Below are 18,340 nucleotides of genomic sequence, written 5' to 3' on the forward strand. Positions count from 1 at the left end.
TGCAGACATTGTAGAGACTTGATGGCGTAGGTGCCAGAGAAAAGTCAGCGGCTATTGACGCTCGTCTCTGGCGAGTTTGCGTAACTTGAGTTGTTTCTGTTGCACATTGAGGCTGGCTTTGACTAATTGCTCCACGTCAGATTCAAGAATTTGACTGAATTCAAAGTCGGTTTGCCATTGTAGATGTTCAGGTTGAGTATGTTGTTCTGTTCTGTCATTACGACTCATATCGCCTTCGGCTTGTGCTATTTTTTGTGCTTGAGTGGCGATGACTTTGCCAAAACAGAGAATGGCAACTAATTCGTCGTGAATAAACAGAGTTATTTTATAGTGGGAGCCAATGTCTAAGGCTGTTGGGGTGAGTAATCTCAGGCCACTGCCACCAAATTGGTTACCAAAGCATTTTTCGCCCTCTTGGGTTTCTTTTTCTAATACATGTTGCAGCACTAGATCTACTTTGCGGGATTGCAGCTTTAAAAAATCCACGACAACTTTTGCCTCGTTATCTAAATGGCGCAGCTGTAGCAAGCAGTTAGCTTCGAGTGTTTTGACTTCGCTGAGCAGTTGAATGCCTAATGATTGCATTGATCTCAGTGCCATTTCTGAGGGTAATGGCTGGGAACTCGGCCATTGGCTTAGGTAGGCGGTAAAGTGGTGAGGCACACTAAAATACGGATTGGTGTCAGTGAACAAGGCTTGCCTCTTTATTTATAGGACCAATACCCCTATTATCGTGCCCATCTTCATGATTTAGCAAGTTCAGCACACAGGACGCAACCCTCTTTCAATGAATCCAGGATTCCCTTTCTACATTGGTTACCGTTATTGGCGGGCCAAAAAAGCGAACGCGTTCGCGTCGTTCATTACCTTATTTGCCGTTTCGGGCATTTTTTTAGGCGTTGCAGCCCTGATCGTTGTCAGTTCAGTGATGAATGGCCTTGAAGGCCAACTTAAGCAACGTATCTTAGGTGCCGTGCCACAATTAACCCTTTATAGCGAAGCGCCATTAGTCGATTGGACAAAGCAGGCGAGTGCGCTTAAAGCCTTACCGGGTGTGTTAGGCGTGACACCGAGCGTATCGACGCAGGCCATGGTGCAATCTGCGTCGAATATTCGCGCTGTGCAGGTTTATGGGGTGTTTCCCGAATTAGCGCAAAAGTTATCCTCCGTTGCGCAGCACACTTACTCAGGTGCATTTGAACAGTTGGCGAGTGGCGACTTCAAGGTGATTTTAGGATCTGAGCTCGCACGGCAACTCAAAGTCGCTCCCGGTGATACGGTACGATTATTGAGTGGCGATGGTGTGGTGTACTCCCCATTAGGCCCAGTGCCGAGTCAACGTAAGTTCTTGGTATCTGGCATTTTTGAAATGGGCTCTCAGGTTGATGCCGGCGTTGCATATATCCATTATCAAGATGCAAAGCGTTTGATGCGCCAACCGAGTGAGGCTATTGATCAGCTTAGACTTTATTTAACCGATCCCTTTAGCGCGCCCGCTTTAGCGTCTAAAGTGCAGGATGTTCTCGCTAAACAAGATATTAAGGTAACAACCAGCGATTGGCGTGATACCTATGGTCACTTGTTTGGTGCGGTAAAAATGGAAAAGAACATGATGTCACTGATGCTGAGCCTGATTGTGGCCGTGGCCGCATTCAATATTGTTTCGGCGCTAGTGATGATGGTGGTCGATAAAACCACGGATGTGGCAGTGCTAAAAACCCAAGGCGTAACCACGCCCGCCGTGATGGGCATTTTTGTGGTGCAGGGTTCGCTCAATGCTGTACTTGGTTTAGTGCTTGGGCTCGCGGTAGGTATACTTATCACTTTGAATCTGAATGGCATTATGACGACCTTAGGCATTTCGATTTTAGGTGCGGGGCAGAGTTTGCCAGTAAAACTGGAGTTGATGCAGTTGTCAGTGATCGTGATAGGCACACTATTGGTCACCTTGTTGGCGACCTTATATCCCGCGCTGCGTGCGGCCAGAGTGCAACCTGCAACTGCGTTGAGATACGAGTAAACTCGTGAGCTTTTACGAATAGTCGTTACCCATGGGCATTCATCCGTGAGTAATGGCTTGCCAAGATGCAAATAATTTAATGTATTGATTTAAAATATAAATCGATGCCAAAGCATGTTTAAGAGAGAACTTCAATGCAAGACGTGTTACTGCAAGTGCAGAGTGTCAGTAAGAGTTACCATGATGGCGCCGTGACCACGCAAGTGTTGTCTAATGTCGATTTGCAGGTGTTCAAGGGCGAGCAGTTGGCGATTGTCGGCAGCTCAGGCTCAGGTAAGAGTACGCTGCTGCATATTATGGGAACTTTGGATGAGCCAACCGCGGGTAAAGTCTTGTTGCTAGGCGAAGATTTATACCAAGTGTCTAGTGCACGCCAAGCGCAGATCCGCAATCAAGATCTTGGCTTTATCTATCAATTCCATCATTTATTGCCTGAATTCACTGCCCTAGAAAACGTCGCTATGCCGGCATTTATTCAAGGTAAAGATCGTAAACAAGCGCTCGCCGATGCCAAAGTCTTATTGGAGCGGGTAGGGCTAGGCCATCGCATGACCCACATTCCCGCCGAACTATCGGGCGGCGAGCGTCAGCGTGTCGCTATCGCAAGGGCGTTGATTAATAAACCTAAGTTAGTGCTGGCCGATGAACCTACGGGTAATTTAGATGCTAACAGTGGCGATGCGGTTTATGAGTTGATCCGAGAGCTGGCCGATCAGTTAGGTACGGCGTTTGTGGTGGTGACTCATGATCATAAATTGGCTGCCCGTATGGACCGCCAACTGATGATGAAAAACGGTTACTTGCAATTAGCGGCGGAAACCCAAGTATGAAAGGACCGTTAGCCCTATCCATTGGTTGGCGTTTTTATCGCGCCCGCCAATCCAACAGTTTTATTAGTTTTATTTCCTTTGCATCGACTGCCGGTATCGCTTTAGGTGTGGCGGTATTGATCATAGTTCTGTCTGCAATGAATGGTTTTGAGCGCGAGCTAGAGCAAAGATTACTGGGTGTAGTGCCGCAGGCGGACATTGTCGGGGTGGACGAACCTATCGTCAATTGGCAGAGTGTTGCGCAAGGTGCGCTACAAATTGAAGGTATTCGTGGTGCTGCCCCCTTTATTCGAATGCAAGGTTTAGTGCAGAAGCCTGGTGGTTTTCAAGGCTTAGCCGTGGTGGGTATTGATCCGAAAGAAGAAACGAAGGTTTCAACTTTGTCACAGTTTATGAGTGATGCAAGCTGGCAGAGTCTGAGCCAAGATGAGAATCATATCGTCCTTGGCGAGAGTTTATTGGCTAAGTTGGGGCTTGAGGTGGGTGATACACTGGCCTTATATGTGCAGGATATCGATCCAGACGCGGCAGGTAGTTTACGTGCTGCGAAGAGCCATCGTTTTGTGGTGTCAGGCACCTATCATCTGGGCGGCGAGCTTGAACTGACAACCGCTTATATTCCATTGCAATACGCGGCGCAGATCTTGAACATGAATAACGGTGTAACGGGTGTGCGTATTAGCGTCGATAAAGTGTTTGATGCACCAGTAAAAGTGCGCGAACTCGGTTATGCGCAAAAGCAGTCTGTGTATATCAGTGACTGGACCCGTACCCAAGGGCATTTATATCAAGATATTCAGTTAGTTCGCACTGTGATGTATTTAGTTTTAGTGTTGGTGATTGGTGTGGCCTGCTTTAACATTGTCTCCACCTTAGTCATGGCGGTGCGGGATAAAGCGTCCGAAATTGCGATTTTGATGACCATGGGCCTGAGTCGTTTGGCTGTGATGGGGATTTTCATGGTGCAGGGCGCGTTAAATGGTCTGCTTGGCTGTGGCCTTGGCGGCATTATCGGCATTAGTGTGGCGCTGAATTTAAGTGCGATTGCGAGCTCAGTTGAGCAGTTACTCGGTATTCAACTGCTCTCGGCCGATGTTTACTTTGTCGATTTTTTACCGTCTGAATTGCATGTTTCGGATGCGGTACTGGTGATTGTGATGGCGTTTGTGATGAGTTTAATCGCGACTTTATATCCCGCTTGGAAGGCGAGCCAAATTGCACCAGCACAAGCGTTAGCGGGTAGATAACTGGATAAGTGGTTGTTCGTCCTGTTAGCCGATGGCTGTTCGTCATGTTAGCCGATGTGGGCTGAAATCAGTGCAGATGTTTTCAGGACACTCCTTGATGATTTAGGAATGAATGGCACATAAACAAAAAGGCCAGTGGGCGCTCTTAAAGAGATTACCACTGGCCTTTTTTGTATCTGTTTTATGCGTTTATTTAAAGCTAAGCGTTAATCTCGATTAACGTTTTAAGCCTTCGTTCAATAATGGACGCATGATCTTCACTAATTCTGTGGTCACCTTAGGTGAGCCAGCAACGATGTTGCCCGAAACCAAATAGTTATGGTTACCAGTAAAATCAGTCACTGTACCGCCTGCTTCGCGGCAAATCAGATCGCCAGCAGCGATGTCCCATGGCTTTAAGCCGATTTCAAAGAAACCGTCCAAACGACCCGCGGCAACATAGGCTAAATCTAATGCGGCAGAACCTGCGCGACGTAAGTCAGCACATTGGCCGAAGACTTCGCCGAAAATAGCCATGTAAGTTTCAGTGTGTTGACGCGCCTTGAATGGGAAGCCAGTACCAATCATGGTAGGCGCTAATTCATTCACGTTGGTAACACGCAGACGGAAATCATTGAGTTTGGCGCCTTTACCACGGACGGCGGTAAAGAGTTCTTCACGGACAGGATCGTAAACAACGGCAACTTCAGTCTTGCCTTTGTATTGCAGAGCGATAGAAACCGCGAAGTGGGGAATGCCTCTAACAAAGTTGTTAGTGCCATCCAGAGGGTCGACTATCCAAACATAGTCTTTATTCTCACCGCGGTTTTCGCCTTTCTCTTCACCCACGATAGTGTGATCAGGGTAAGATTTACGAATTTGGTAAGTAATTGTCGCTTCTGCTTCCTTGTCTACACTGGTAACAAAATCGTTGATACCTTTTGAACTGACTTCGATACGGTCAAGTTCAGTATAGGCGCGCATAATAGTTTGGCCGGCCGCGCGGGCAGCGCGTACAGCAATCGTCAGCATCGGATGCATTGCAATCCCCTGGATGTTAAAGAACGTTAAAATAGCGGGCGGTATTATACTCGATTTGATAGTTATATCAAATACCGATTTTCATATAAGCATTCGGCAATGGCTGTGATAATATTCGTCCCCAACGTTTTATGAATTAAATTAAGTTGTTTCATGCTAAGTAATATTCGAGTGGTTTTAGTGGGGACTTCGCACCCCGGCAATATTGGTTCTACTGCCAGAGCGATGAAGACTATGGGTCTGTCTACTCTGTATCTTGCAGAGCCTCGGGTTGAACCCGACGGTCATTCCATAGCATTAGCCGCGGGTGCATCGGATATTCTGAAACATCTTGTGAAAGTGGATTCACTTGCTGAAGCGATTGCCGATTGCAGTCTAGTGATTGCAACCAGCGCGCGCAGTCGCACCTTAGATTGGCCCATGTTAGAACCAAGACAAGCTGGGGTGAAATTAGCGACCGAGGCACTTAAAGGCCCTGTTGCGATTGTGTTTGGCCGTGAAAACCATGGTTTAAGCAATGAAGAGCTGCAACAGTGCACTTATCATGTGGCTATCCCTGCAAATCCAGAGTACAGCTCGCTTAATCTGGCGCAAGCCGTACAAATCATTTGTTATGAAACCCGCGTTGCCCATCTCGCGCAAAAAGACGTTGCAGAAGAAGAGCTGACTGAGTATCCCTTGGCTGCCGATCAGGAACGTTTTTTCGCACACCTTGAAACGACACTGTTATCAACTGGATTTATCATCAAGAACCATCCTGGACAAGTGATGATGAAACTTCGCCGCTTGTTTAGTCGTGCACGGATTGAGAGTCAGGAAATGAATATCCTCAGGGGTATTTTGACGTCAATTGAGAAAGTGGCGGGTTCTAAAGAAAAATAGCCAAACCTTAATAATTAACACTAATCGCGAAGGATAAACAATGGGCGTGATAGCTAGGCTAAAAGAAGATATTGAATCTATATATCACCGTGATCCTGCGGCGCGTAGCGCGTTTGAGATCTTGGTTAACTATCCAGGCATGCATGCCATTTGGTTGCATCGGATAAGCCATAAGCTATGGAAGCGCGATTGGCGCTTAACGGCACGTTGTTTATCGACGTTTTCCCGTTGGTTGACAGGGGTTGAAATCCATCCTGGTGCAACCATAGGTCATCGATTTTTTATCGACCACGGTATGGGCGTTGTGATAGGTGAAACGGCTGAGATCGGTGATGATTGCACCCTTTATCACGGTGTCACGCTTGGTGGAACCACCTGGCAGGCAGGGAAACGTCACCCGACGTTAGCCAATAACGTGGTGGTGGGCGCAGGGGCAAAAATCCTCGGTCCTATTACCATGCACGATGGTGCGCGTGTGGGTTCTAATTCTGTTGTGGTGAAAGATGTGCCCAAAGATACCACGGTTGTGGGGATTCCTGGGCGCGTGGTGGCTACACCGTCACCGCAATCGAAAGAGAAAACTGAACGCCGCAGCGCGATGGCAAAAAAATATGGCTTCGATGCGTACGCGGTATCACCGGATAATCCCGATCCGGTGGCCAATGCAATAGGGCAGATGCTCGATCACATGCATTTGATGGACTCGAAAGTTCAAGAGTTGTGTCAAGCCATTCAAGGGCTGGGTGGCAATGTCTGCACTGAAAAACTGCCAGAGCTTGATATGGGCGAGTTTAATGATGCAGAAAAAGCGGCAGCGGAAAAACGCCATAGTGCATTAGATGAGTTTGATCCGAGTATCTAAGTTTCAAGAAATGGTTCAACTTAGCGGTCTAACTTGCTTAAGGGCTGACCCTTACAAGGGTCTCGTTTAGCGTTTTACTTTAGCTTATCCTGTTGTAAAGGCGCATATTGCGATCAAACCTGAGTTTGATCGCGCTATAGTACCGAGATCACTTTTATCCTGCGTTTATATCGTGCTAGATGTCGATTAATTGGCGCTTTAGCATTGAATCTTAGGCTAGAAAAAGGTTAAATACCCCACCAAGATGAAAGGGTATTGGTTATGTGCACACTCATATACTTGAGTGTTTTAGTAGGTTTTAATACTTGACTGAATTACTCGGGTATGTTGAAATAATGCATACCTGTTCGGGAGCTATGGTAGTTATGAAACTTACATCAAAAGGTCGTTATGCAGTAACCGCTATGCTAGATGTGGCAATCCACTCAGCATCGGGACCAGTTCCCTTAGCGGATATCTCTGAAAGACAAGGGATTTCGCTTTCCTATCTGGAACAACTCTTCGCTAAGCTAAGAAAACACGGTTTAGTTGCCAGTGTACGTGGACCGGGCGGTGGTTATCGCTTAGGTCTAGAAGCCAATGATATTTCAGTCGGCATGGTTGTCCATGCTGTAGACGAGTCTGTCGATGCGACTCGTTGCCAAGGACTTGGCAATTGCCAGAGTGGAACTCGCTGTTTAACCCATTCACTTTGGGGCGATTTAAGCAAACAAATTTCCGATTTTTTAGATGGTATCAGTCTTGCCGGCTTGATGCAGAAGCGAGATGTGCAATTTATCTCACTTAAGCAAGACACTATGCAAAAGGAACAAAGAGTCAGTTTATAGCGGCACTTTGTTATATATAAAAATAATTTTTGTACGTTGTATGTAGCCTCTACCAGAGACTGCTCAGTACGGAGTGTGTTATGAAGCTTCCTATCTATTTAGATTATGCCGCCACCACGCCTGTTGATCCTAGAGTCGCGGAAAAGATGTTCCAATGCATGACAATGGACGGCATCTTTGGTAATCCGGCCTCACGTTCACACCGCTACGGCTGGCAAGCCGAAGAAGCGGTGGATATTGCTCGCAACCAAGTTGCCGAGTTAATTAACGCCGATCACCGCGAAATTGTGTTTACCTCTGGCGCGACGGAATCGAACAACTTAGCGATAAAAGGTGTTGCTCATTTCTATCACAAGAAAGGTAAGCACATCATCACCAGTAAGACTGAACATAAAGCGGTTCTCGATACTTGTCGCCAATTAGAGCGTGAAGGTTTCGAAGTGACTTATTTAGAGCCTGCGGCTAACGGCATCATTCCGATGGAACGTTTAGAAGCAGCGATGCGTGACGACACTATCCTTGTCAGCATCATGCACGTGAACAACGAAATCGGTGTTATCCACGATATCGATGCAATCGGTGAGCTATGCCGTTCAAAGGGCATTATTTTCCACATGGATGCGGCGCAAAGTGCAGGCAAAGTGCCTATCGATGTGCAAGCCACTAAAGTGGATTTGATCTCGATTTCTGGTCACAAAATGTATGGCCCTAAAGGTATAGGCGCACTATATGTTCGTCGTAAGCCACGCATTCGCCTAGAAGCGCAAATGCACGGTGGTGGTCATGAGCGTGGCATGCGTAGCGGTACGTTACCAACGCATCAAATCGTAGGTTTAGGTGAAGCGGCTGCAATCGCAAAAGCGGAAATGGCCTCTGATGATGCCCGTATCGGTGCATTACGTGACAAATTATGGAATGGCATCAAGCACATTGAAGAAACCTATATCAATGGTGATGCGATTGACCGTGTTAGCGGTAGCCTCAACGTCAGCTTCAACTATGTTGAAGGTGAGTCGTTAATGATGGCACTGAAAGATTTAGCGGTTTCATCGGGTTCGGCTTGTACCTCAGCCAGCCTAGAGCCTAGCTACGTATTACGTGCACTTGGCTTGAACGATGAAATGGCACATAGCTCGATTCGTTTCTCAATCGGCCGTTTCACAACCGAAGAAGAAATCGATCACGCTATCGAAGTAATTACTCAATCTATTGATAAATTAAGAGAAATGTCTCCTTTGTGGGAAATGTTTAAAGATGGGATCGACCTGAACCAAGTTCAATGGGCACATCATTAATTCTGACCTTTACAATAGATAATTTTGGAGCAGTACCATGGCTTACAGTGAAAAAGTGATAGATCATTATGAGAATCCACGTAACGTTGGTTCTTTTGATAAAAACGATCCTTCGGTCGTGACCGGTATGGTAGGCGCGCCTGCTTGCGGTGACGTGATGAAACTTCAGTTGAAAATTGGTGCTGATGGCATCATTCAAGATGCTAAGTTCAAAACCTACGGTTGTGGTAGCGCGATTGCGTCTAGCTCACTGGTAACTGAGTGGGTTAAAGGCAAGACTATCGAACAAGCTGCGGCGATCAAAAACACGGATATCGCTGAAGAATTGGCATTGCCACCAGTGAAGATCCACTGTTCAATTTTGGCTGAAGATGCCATTAAAGCTGCTATCGACGAGTACAAATCGAAACAAGCTAAGTAACATCTGGAGTTAAGATGGCGATTACAATGACCCCAGCGGCAGCCGATCGTGTCAGATCTTTCTTAGTCAACCGAGGCAAAGGTGTAGGCCTGCGTCTCGGCTTAAGAACATCAGGCTGTTCTGGTATGGCTTATGTACTTGAGTTCGTTGATTCTTTAAATGATGACGATGAAGTGTTTGATATCGAAGATGTGAAAATCATCATAGATGCCAAGAGCCTTATCTATCTTCAAGGGATCGAGCTGGATTTTGTTAAAGAAGGGCTGAATGAAGGCTTCCAATTTAATAATCCTAACGCAAAAGGTGAGTGTGGTTGTGGTGAGAGTTTCACTGTTTAACCGCTAAAGTTGACGCATGAATTATTTCGAGCTGTTTAAATTTTCCCCTGCCTTCGATATTGATACCGCCTTACTTGCAGAACGCTATCGCGAACTGCAACGGGCGGTTCATCCCGATAAATTTGCCAATGATACTGAGCAGCAAAAATTGCTGTCGGTGCAGCGCACGGCGCAAGTCAATGATGGTTTTCAAACCTTAAAAGATCCCATTCGCCGCGCCGAGCATATGTTGTCGCTGCGTGGAATTGAATTAAGCCATGAAACCACGACAGTGAAAGATACTGGCTTCTTGATGCAGCAAATGGAATGGCGCGAGGCGTTAGAAGATATACGCGATAGTGCCGATCCTCAAGCGAGTATTGACGAGCTATATCAATCGTTTGCGCAGTACCGCGCGCAACTCACTCAGCAATTGACTCAACTATTAACCAGTGAGCAGGCTGAAGACGCATTGTTAGCGGCGGATCAAGTTCGCAAACTCAAATTTATGGCAAAATTACACGACGAGTTGACCAGAGTCGAAGACGCTCTGTTAGATTGATTTTCCGTGTTTATGTTACTTTGCTGACTCAAGTACGCTTGGGTTGGCATTACTAAGTTGGATATATATGGCCCTTTTGCAGATAGCTGAGCCCGGTCAAAGTGCCGCGCCGCACCAACATAGACTTGCCGTTGGCATCGATTTAGGTACGACCAATTCTTTGGTGGCGGCCGTTCGAAGTGGAGAGACGGCAACCCTGCCGGACGAACTTGGACAGCATTCATTACCTTCTATCGTGCGTTATACCCAAGATTCAGTCGAAGTCGGCGCGCTTGCAGCGTTGAGTTCGGCGCAGGATCCGCAAAACACTATCGTTTCGGTAAAGCGTTTTATGGGCCGCAGCCTGGCTGATATCAAAGCCGGCGAGCAATCATTCCCCTACGAGTTTGCCGAAAGCGAAAACGGTTTACCTTTATTCGTGACTCCCCAAGGCCAAGTGAATCCCGTGCAAGTGTCTGCGGAGATTTTACGTCCGCTGATCGCCCGCGCTGAAAAAACCTTAGGTGGCGAACTGCAAGGCGTGGTGATCACTGTGCCTGCGTATTTCGACGATGCTCAGCGCCAAGGCACAAAAGATGCCGCAGCTTTGCTGGGTGTTAAAGTGCTACGTTTGTTGAATGAACCGACGGCTGCTGCGATTGCCTATGGCTTAGATTCTAAGCAAGAGGGCGTTATTGCCATCTATGATTTAGGCGGCGGTACTTTCGATATTTCTATTTTGCGTTTGAATCGCGGTGTATTCGAAGTGTTAGCCACTGGTGGTGATTCAGCGCTTGGCGGCGATGATTTCGATCATTTACTGCAAGCACATATGCAACAAGTGTGGCAGCTTAGCGACATCGACTCACAATTAAGTCGTCAGTTGTTGATTGAATCGCGTCGAGTCAAAGAAGCCTTAACGGATGCAGCAGAAACTGAAGCAAAAGTGATCCTTGCCGATGGTACTGAACTGACGCAAATCGTTACTAAAGCTGAATTTGATGCCATGATTGCGGCATTGGTGAAAAAGACGATTGCCAGCTGTCGCCGTACCCTGCGTGATGCGGGCGTGACGACGGATGAAGTGCTTGAAACTGTGATGGTTGGCGGTTCAACGCGCGTGCCATTAGTGCGTGAACAGGTCGAAGCTTTCTTCGGTAAACCACCCCTGACGTCTATCGATCCCGATCGTGTTGTCGCCATTGGCGCGGCCATTCAAGCCGACATTTTAGTGGGTAACAAACCCGAATCGGATTTGTTATTGCTCGATGTGATCCCTTTGTCATTAGGCATAGAGACCATGGGCGGCTTAGTGGAAAAAGTGGTATCGCGTAATACCACGATTCCGGTTGCACGGGCGCAGGAATTTACCACCTTTAAAGATGGTCAAACGGCCATGGCATTCCATGTGGTGCAGGGCGAGCGTGAGCTCGTCGCTGATTGCCGCTCACTGGCGCGTTTTACCTTAAAGGGTATTCCGCCGTTAGCCGCTGGCGCTGCGCACATTCGGGTGACCTTTCAAGTGGATGCCGATGGTTTACTCAGTGTGACCGCGATGGAAAAATCCACCGGCGTGCAATCTAGTATTCAAGTTAAGCCGTCTTTTGGTTTATCGGATACTGAAATTGCCACTATGCTGAAAGATTCGATGAAGTATGCCAAAGACGATATCGGTCGTCGTATGCTGGCCGAACAGCAAGTGGAGGCGGCGAGGGTACTCGAGTCTTTACATGCCGCGTTAGCGAAGGATGGCGATTTGCTGAATGCTGATGAGCGTGCTCAGATCGATGCTACTATGGCCGATGTGGCGCAAGTGGCTACGGGCGATGATGCCGATGCGATTAAACTCGCGATTGAAAAACTGGATGAGCAAACCCAAGATTTTGCTGCCAGACGTATGGACAATTCTATTCGAGTGGCATTTAAAGGCCAGTCGATCGACAACATATAGGTGATGTAATGCCCCAATTAGTCTTTCTTCCCCATGCCGAGTTGTGCCCTGATGGCGCTGTGCTTGAGGCGAATGTTGGTGAGACCATTCTCGATGTTGCGCTGCGTAATGGCATCAATATCGAGCATGCCTGTGAAAAGTCCTGTGCTTGCACGACGTGTCACTGTATCGTGCGTGAAGGCTTTAATGATCTTGAGCCAAGTGATGAGCTAGAAGATGACATGTTAGACAAAGCATGGGGACTCGAGCCCGAAAGCCGTCTATCTTGTCAGGCTAAAGTGGTCGACACTGACATGGTGATTGAGATCCCTAAATACACGGTTAACATGGTTAGCGAAGGCAATTAATATTGCTTCGATAATGATTAAAACCAGTCCACGTGACTGGTTTTTTGCTTTTGGCGTTGAGCATTTGTGCAACTAATCTTGTCTATGCCTCTAGTTGTTTGATTTATCCTTGCGCAAGCGTATTATGCGCTCAAAATTAATGGTTGCCGGAGACCAAATGAGAATAGCGATTTTATCGCAAGGGCCAGAGTTATATTCAACGAAGCGACTCGTTGAAGCGGCTCAATTACGTGGTCATGAAGTACACGTAATCAATCCCCTTGAATGTTATATGAATATCAACATGCGGCAATCGAGTATCCACATTGGCGGGCGAGAGTTACCTGCATTTGATGCCGTGATCCCCCGTATTGGGGCGTCGATTACCTTTTATGGTTCGGCGGTGTTGCGTCAATTTGAGATGATGGGCGTCTATGCCTTAAATGATTCAGTTGGAATTTCCCGCTCACGGGACAAATTGCGTTCTATGCAGCTGATGTCACGCCGCGGTATTGGTTTGCCTATTACCGGTTTTGCCAATAAACCGAGTGATATTCCTGACTTAATTGATATGGTGGGTGGCGCGCCTCTGGTGATTAAATTACTCGAAGGCACCCAAGGCATTGGCGTGGTATTAGCCGAGACCCGCAAAGCGGCTGAGAGCGTGATTGAAGCCTTTATGGGCCTGAAAGCCAACATCATGGTGCAGGAATATATCAAAGAAGCCAACGGCGCAGACATTCGCTGTTTCGTGCTCGGCGATAAAGTGATTGCCGCCATGAAACGTCAAGCTATGCCCGGTGAGTTCCGCTCTAATTTGCACCGTGGTGGCACGGCGAGTCTAGTCAAACTAACTCCTGAAGAGCGCTCTGTGGCTATTCGTGCGGCGAAGACGATGGGATTGAATGTGGCAGGGGTTGATTTGTTACGCTCAAACCATGGTCCAGTGATCATGGAAGTGAACTCCTCACCTGGACTTGAAGGGATTGAAGGTGCCACCACGAAAGATGTGGCGGGTGCTATTATTGATTTTGTTGAAAAAAATGCGATTAAAGTAAAAAAGCTGACGCAAGCACAGGGTTAACACCCTTGGTGTCGAGTATTGACTACGGAATATCAACACTTGATTCACCTCCTTATGGGTAACGGCGTTAAGCACTAGCTTATCCATTCAAGCGAACAGAATAGGGGAAAACGATGACATTAACTTGGATAGATTCGTTAGATATTGCGTTGGAATTACTCGAAGCACACCCAGAGGTTAATCCTACTCAACTGCATTTTACCCAACTGTATGAGTGGGTGTTAGCTTTGAATGATTTTGCTGATGATCCTAAGTATTGTAATGAAAAAATACTGGAAGCAATTCAGCAGTGTTGGATTGATGAAAAGTAGTGAGCACAGTTGTGGTACGGCTTTTTATGTGAGGCATCTTGTCCTTCAGAAGATTAACTAAGGTGATTTGCCTCACGTATTTGCAGTGGCGCAGAGAATATTTGGCGAGAGTTTGATCACAGTCAAGTTCATTTTCAGTGGATATCGTAATTTGTTGTATATTGGTTAAGGCATTTATATGGCTTAACTTTATTATCGCAACTGCAAGGATGTTCACATGAAACTTTTGCTTGTATTGTTATGTATGCTTGTCCCTTCAATGGCTTGGGCTCATCCAGGTCATGGCGGTGTCGGTTTATTCCATCACTTGTTAGATCTTGCACCCGCAGTCATTTTAGTCGCTTTAATTGCATGGGCTGGTATTTGGGCAAAAAACAAAAAATAATCCCATTATTAATGAGTTAACATGCCCTGCTAAGATTTTATTATCCTAGTGGGGTATTTTGTGTGATCAAACTGATTACGAATAAAGCGAATGTGCGCAATATCTCAGACTAATTTGCTATAAAGATAGGATTTAGCTTTTAAATTTCGTATAATCCGCGCGAATTTTTTTAAACTTGCTGACAAAGGAAGCTAGTTATGGCGATCGAACGCACATTTTCTATTATCAAGCCAGATGCTGTTGCAAAAAACCACATCGGTGCTATCTACAATCGTTTTGAAACTGCTGGTCTTAAGATCGTTGCAGCTAAAATGTTACACCTGACCAAAGAACAAGCTGAAGGTTTCTATGCTGAGCATAGCGAGCGCGGTTTCTTCGGTGCTCTGGTTGCATTTATGACTTCTGGTCCAATCATGGTCCAAGTATTAGAAGGCGAAAACGCTGTTTTAGCTCACCGTGAAATTTTAGGTGCAACTAATCCTGCTCAAGCAGCTCCTGGTACTATCCGTGCTGATTTCGCAGAAAGCATTGACGAAAACGCGGCTCACGGTTCAGATGCTGTTGAATCTGCTGCTCGTGAAATTGCTTACTTCTTCAGCGCTGAAGAATTGTGTCCACGCACTCGTTAATTCGATGCTAAGACTGAAAAGGAGCCTAGGCTCCTTTTTTATTGGCTGCAATTTAGCGAATATAGATTTCCATATTGCAATGACGCTAATCCCTTTATACAAATCATACGTCAATTCAAAGTGTTAAAACTTAATAAAATTTTGTTTTTATTAGTCTTTTTAAATTTTGCACATTTTTTTAATTTTCTTGCTTGAAATTTTCTCTCCTGTCCTTATATCTATTTCAGGATCGCTCGATGAGGATCCTAGTGTGAATTCTGTGCCGTAAGGACAGAAGATTTAACTCGGCAGACTCTGCAAGCGTTTTCATCGTGAAAACCGTCCGCCAATTCTCCATATTGCTTAAGACAAGGATATGAATATGCGTAATTATGATCTAGCTCCCCTGTACCGTAGTGCCATTGGTTTTGACCGTTTAGCTCAGCTGGCAGAACATGCCGCCGCTAATAATGGCAATACTGGCTATCCCCCATATAACATTGAATTATTAGGCGAAAATCGCTATCGCATTACTATGGCCGTGGCCGGATTCTCAATGGATGAACTTGAGATCAGCAGTGAAGGTGAGAAATTACTGGTGAAAGGCAATAAAGCTGAAAGCCAAACCGAGCGTAAATACTTATACCAAGGCATAGCGGAACGCGGTTTTGAGCGTACTTTCCAACTGGCAGACTATGTCACTGTGCTCGGCGCAAGTTTAGAAAATGGTTTACTCAATATTGATTTAGTGCGTGAAATCCCTGAAGCGTTGAAACCACGCAAAATCGAGATCACTTCATCGCGCTTGCTAGACAGCCATTCATAATTGACACTGCGGTAACCACCTAAAAACAAGGGGAGCATAATGCTCCCCTTGATGTTTTTGTGTTTACGCAAAAAAATGTCCGCGAGATTTCCGTGAGAAAGTTACGCTTTCATGGCCTTTTCGCCGCGAGCCAAACCCACCACACCGGAGCGAGAGACCTCGACCAATTTAGTCACTTCACCTAGCGCATGAATAAACGCATCGAGTTTTTCTGATGTGCCGACCATTTGGATGGTATATAAATTGGCGGTGACATCGACAATTTGGCCGCGGAAAATGTCCGCCATCCGTTTAACTTCTTCCCTAAACTCGCCCTGGGCGCGGACCTTGATAAGGGCTAATTCGCGTTCAATATAAGCAGACTCGGTAATATTCGAAACTTTTAACACATCGATGAGTTTATGTAACTGCTTCTCTATCTGCTCTAACACCATTTCGTCGGCAACGACCGTGATGTTAAGCCGCGACAGTGTGATATCGTCCGTTGGCGCCACCGTTAAACTTTCAATGTTATAACCGCGCTGTGAAAACAAACCGACCACACGAGACAGGGCGCCGGATTGGTTTTCTAATAATACAGATATAATTCGACGCATTAGCATTTCTCCGTCTTGGTCAGCCACATTTCATTCATCGCACCGCCGCGGATCAGCATAGGATACACGTGCTCAGTTTCATCCACCATGATGTCGATAAAGACCAATCTGTCTTTCATCGCCAGCGCTTCAGCCATTTTTGACTCAAGTTCGGCGGGATCGCTGATCGTCATACCTACATGGCCATAGGCCTCGGCAATTTTGGCAAAATTGGGTACTGAATCCATATAGGAATGTGAGTGACGGCCAGAGTAAATCATGTCCTGCCATTGTTTAACCATACCAAGGAAACGATTGTTTAAGTTGATAATTTTAACCGGCGTATCATATTGCAGCGCGGTCGAAAGCTCTTGAATGTTCATCTGAATTGAACCATCACCCGTGACACAGACAACCGTGGCATCAGGCATCGCCATTTTAACCCCCATCGCGGCGGGTAGGCCAAATCCCATGGTGCCTAGACCCCCTGAGTTGATCCAGCGGCGCGGCTTATCGAACGGATAGTACAAGGCGGCAAACATCTGATGCTGGCCAACATCAGAGGCGACATAGGCATCGCCATTGGTCAGCTTATACAAGGTTTCAATCACTTGCTGTGGTTTGATGCGACCACTGTTTTTGTCATAGGCCAGACAATCGCGGCCGCGCCATTGCTCAATATCATTCCACCAAGTGGCGATGGCATCGTTGTCATTGTGATCGTTCGATTCATCTAACAGTGTCAACATGCTGTCTAAAATACTGTCGGCCGACCCTACGATGGGAATGTCGACGTGGATAGTTTTTGAAATAGACGAGGGATCGATATCTATGTGCAAAATGGTCGCGTTCGGGCAATATTTTTCCACATTATTCGTGGTTCTATCGTCGAAGCGCACACCAATACCGAAGATCAAATCGCAGTTATGCATAGTCATGTTGGCTTCGTAGCGACCGTGCATCCCTAGCATACCTAGGCTGTTTTTGTGGGTACTTGGAAAAGCCCCGAGTCCCATGAGTGTGCTGACGACGGGAATATTTAATCTCTCAGCTAATTGTAAAATTTGCTTATCACAACCCGAGATAATGGCGCCGCCACCGACATAGAGCACAGGCTTTTTAGCCGCTAATAGTGCCTGTAGTCCACGACGGATCTGTCCTTTATGCCCCGAGGTTGTCGGGTTGTATGATCGCATTTTCACGCTTTCGGGATAAATATATTCGTGCAGCAGCGCTGGGTTTAAGCAATCTTTTGGCAGGTCGACGACCACAGGCCCAGGACGGCCGGTAGAGGCAATATAAAAGGCTTTTTTTATCGTTTCAGGGATTTGAGTTGGATCTTTAACTAAAAAGCTGTGTTTGACCACTGGACGAGAGATACCGATCATATCGCATTCTTGGAAAGCATCATTACCGATAAGGTTGCTCGGTACTTGACCCGATAATACGACGAGGGGAATAGAGTCCATGTAGGCGGTGGCAATACCGGTAATCGCGTTGGTGGCACCGGGTCCTGAAGTGACTAATACCACGCCCACTTTACCCGTGGCACGGGCGTAGCCATCGGCCATGTGTACGGCGGCTTGTTCGTGGCGAACGAGTATGTGTTCAATACCTGGGATAACGTGCAGGGCGTCGTAGATATCTAAAACTGAACCGCCAGGATAGCCAAAAATATGCTTTACGCCTTCATCAATCAAAGAACGCACTATCATGCTGGCGCCGGATAACATCTCCATGTGGAACTCCTATTGCATAGTACCGTTACGGTAAACAGTATTTTGTTACAGCGACGGTAATCGCTCTAAAAATTAAGCCTGAAGGGTAATTCAGACTCCTAAATGCTGAACTGACTTCGTAGAAGACAAGTGATTCATCCCTAGGATGCAGCAACTGTTGCAATGAACAGAATTTCATCATATTCAAAAAAAACAACATTTCAAGCCTTTTATGTAAAAAATAACCAACTTGAAACAATTTCACGTTTGAATGGCTGGAGAACTTGCTGGAAT

Annotated in this window: 21 protein-coding genes; 17 read left to right on the forward strand and 4 right to left on the reverse strand. The window is 46.4% G+C overall.

All coding sequences use genetic code 11. From position 1 onward, the window contains the following. Positions 1 to 51: 51 nt before the first annotated feature. Positions 52 to 693, reverse strand: a complete 642-nt coding sequence (locus tag KFE26_RS16420; RefSeq protein ID WP_212601065.1) for a hypothetical protein — start codon at positions 691 to 693, stop codon at positions 52 to 54. A gap of 94 nt (positions 694 to 787) precedes the next feature. Here KFE26_RS16420 and KFE26_RS16425 point away from each other — a divergent pair, with 94 nt between their 5' ends. The 3 genes from KFE26_RS16425 (at position 788) to lolE (ending at position 4,097) form a co-directional block, all read left to right on the forward strand. Next, a complete protein-coding gene (locus KFE26_RS16425; RefSeq protein ID WP_212601066.1) occupies positions 788 to 2,020 on the forward strand; it encodes a lipoprotein-releasing ABC transporter permease subunit in 1,233 nt (410 codons plus the stop codon). 134 nt (positions 2,021 to 2,154) lie between these two features. After that, positions 2,155 to 2,850 (forward strand): lipoprotein-releasing ABC transporter ATP-binding protein LolD, encoded by a 696-nt coding sequence (gene lolD / locus KFE26_RS16430; RefSeq protein WP_028759813.1) that lies wholly within the window; start codon positions 2,155 to 2,157, stop codon positions 2,848 to 2,850. Then, positions 2,847 to 4,097, forward strand: a complete 1,251-nt coding sequence (gene lolE / locus KFE26_RS16435) for a lipoprotein-releasing ABC transporter permease subunit LolE (protein WP_212601067.1) — start codon at positions 2,847 to 2,849, stop codon at positions 4,095 to 4,097. Before lolD ends, lolE begins: the two co-directional genes overlap by 4 nt. Positions 4,098 to 4,313: 216 nt before the next feature. Here the strand turns inward: lolE and suhB are convergent, their stop codons facing one another. Beyond that, entirely contained in the window at positions 4,314 to 5,117 is an 804-nt protein-coding gene (gene suhB / locus KFE26_RS16440; protein WP_028759815.1) for an inositol-1-monophosphatase, read from the reverse strand. 153 nt (positions 5,118 to 5,270) lie between these two features. Between suhB and trmJ the strand changes: the two genes are divergently transcribed. The 14 genes from trmJ to KFE26_RS16510 all read left to right on the forward strand — a co-directional run bounded on the left by trmJ (position 5,271) and on the right by KFE26_RS16510 (position 15,753). Then, positions 5,271 to 5,999, forward strand: coding sequence for a tRNA (cytosine(32)/uridine(32)-2'-O)-methyltransferase TrmJ (gene trmJ / locus KFE26_RS16445; protein WP_028759816.1), 729 nt, complete (start codon positions 5,271 to 5,273; stop codon positions 5,997 to 5,999). Positions 6,000 to 6,039: 40 nt separating this feature from the next. Beyond that, positions 6,040 to 6,861: a serine O-acetyltransferase gene (gene cysE, locus KFE26_RS16450; RefSeq protein WP_028759817.1), complete on the forward strand. Its 822-nt coding sequence runs from the start codon at positions 6,040 to 6,042 to the stop codon at positions 6,859 to 6,861. Positions 6,862 to 7,226: 365 nt separating this feature from the next. Beyond that, positions 7,227 to 7,688 (forward strand): Fe-S cluster assembly transcriptional regulator IscR, encoded by a 462-nt coding sequence (gene iscR / locus KFE26_RS16455; protein WP_006081858.1) that lies wholly within the window; start codon positions 7,227 to 7,229, stop codon positions 7,686 to 7,688. A gap of 80 nt (positions 7,689 to 7,768) precedes the next feature. Beyond that, on the forward strand, positions 7,769 to 8,983 hold the full coding sequence (locus KFE26_RS16460) for an IscS subfamily cysteine desulfurase (protein WP_028759818.1): 1,215 nt from the start codon (positions 7,769 to 7,771) through the stop codon (positions 8,981 to 8,983). A 37-nt stretch (positions 8,984 to 9,020) separates the two neighbouring features. After that, positions 9,021 to 9,404 (forward strand): Fe-S cluster assembly scaffold IscU, encoded by a 384-nt coding sequence (iscU, locus tag KFE26_RS16465; RefSeq protein WP_006081856.1) that lies wholly within the window; start codon positions 9,021 to 9,023, stop codon positions 9,402 to 9,404. 14 nt (positions 9,405 to 9,418) lie between these two features. Next, complete coding sequence (gene iscA / locus KFE26_RS16470; RefSeq protein WP_006081855.1) at positions 9,419 to 9,742, forward strand: iron-sulfur cluster assembly protein IscA; 324 nt, start codon at positions 9,419 to 9,421, stop codon at positions 9,740 to 9,742. A 16-nt stretch (positions 9,743 to 9,758) separates the two neighbouring features. Next, on the forward strand, positions 9,759 to 10,283 hold the full coding sequence (gene hscB / locus KFE26_RS16475) for a co-chaperone HscB (protein ID WP_012089341.1): 525 nt from the start codon (positions 9,759 to 9,761) through the stop codon (positions 10,281 to 10,283). Between the two features lie 67 nt (positions 10,284 to 10,350). Further along, positions 10,351 to 12,213, forward strand: coding sequence for a Fe-S protein assembly chaperone HscA (hscA, locus tag KFE26_RS16480; RefSeq protein WP_212601068.1), 1,863 nt, complete (start codon positions 10,351 to 10,353; stop codon positions 12,211 to 12,213). An 8-nt stretch (positions 12,214 to 12,221) separates the two neighbouring features. Beyond that, positions 12,222 to 12,560: an ISC system 2Fe-2S type ferredoxin gene (gene fdx, locus KFE26_RS16485; RefSeq protein ID WP_006081852.1), complete on the forward strand. Its 339-nt coding sequence runs from the start codon at positions 12,222 to 12,224 to the stop codon at positions 12,558 to 12,560. A 157-nt stretch (positions 12,561 to 12,717) separates the two neighbouring features. Continuing rightward, positions 12,718 to 13,623 (forward strand): 30S ribosomal protein S6--L-glutamate ligase, encoded by a 906-nt coding sequence (rimK, locus tag KFE26_RS16490; protein ID WP_212601069.1) that lies wholly within the window; start codon positions 12,718 to 12,720, stop codon positions 13,621 to 13,623. 113 nt (positions 13,624 to 13,736) lie between these two features. Next, positions 13,737 to 13,934, forward strand: coding sequence for a Fe-S cluster assembly protein IscX (gene iscX / locus KFE26_RS16495; RefSeq protein ID WP_212601070.1), 198 nt, complete (start codon positions 13,737 to 13,739; stop codon positions 13,932 to 13,934). A gap of 217 nt (positions 13,935 to 14,151) precedes the next feature. Then, positions 14,152 to 14,319, forward strand: a complete 168-nt coding sequence (locus tag KFE26_RS16500; RefSeq protein WP_081729028.1) for a hypothetical protein — start codon at positions 14,152 to 14,154, stop codon at positions 14,317 to 14,319. 197 nt (positions 14,320 to 14,516) lie between these two features. Further along, positions 14,517 to 14,948: a nucleoside-diphosphate kinase gene (gene ndk, locus KFE26_RS16505; protein WP_011789197.1), complete on the forward strand. Its 432-nt coding sequence runs from the start codon at positions 14,517 to 14,519 to the stop codon at positions 14,946 to 14,948. Positions 14,949 to 15,309: 361 nt separating this feature from the next. Next, positions 15,310 to 15,753, forward strand: a complete 444-nt coding sequence (locus KFE26_RS16510; RefSeq protein WP_212601071.1) for an Hsp20 family protein — start codon at positions 15,310 to 15,312, stop codon at positions 15,751 to 15,753. A 101-nt stretch (positions 15,754 to 15,854) separates the two neighbouring features. Here KFE26_RS16510 and ilvN read toward each other — a convergent pair whose 3' ends face one another. Next, positions 15,855 to 16,349, reverse strand: a complete 495-nt coding sequence (gene ilvN, locus KFE26_RS16515) for an acetolactate synthase small subunit (RefSeq protein ID WP_028759823.1) — start codon at positions 16,347 to 16,349, stop codon at positions 15,855 to 15,857. After that, positions 16,349 to 18,067, reverse strand: coding sequence for an acetolactate synthase 3 large subunit (locus tag KFE26_RS16520; protein ID WP_212601072.1), 1,719 nt, complete (start codon positions 18,065 to 18,067; stop codon positions 16,349 to 16,351). The genes ilvN and KFE26_RS16520 overlap by 1 nt, the downstream gene beginning before the upstream one ends. Positions 18,068 to 18,340 lie beyond the last annotated feature (273 nt).

The organism is Shewanella sp. M16 (assembly GCF_018224605.1).
GTDB classification, from domain to species: domain Bacteria; phylum Pseudomonadota; class Gammaproteobacteria; order Enterobacterales; family Shewanellaceae; genus Shewanella; species Shewanella oncorhynchi.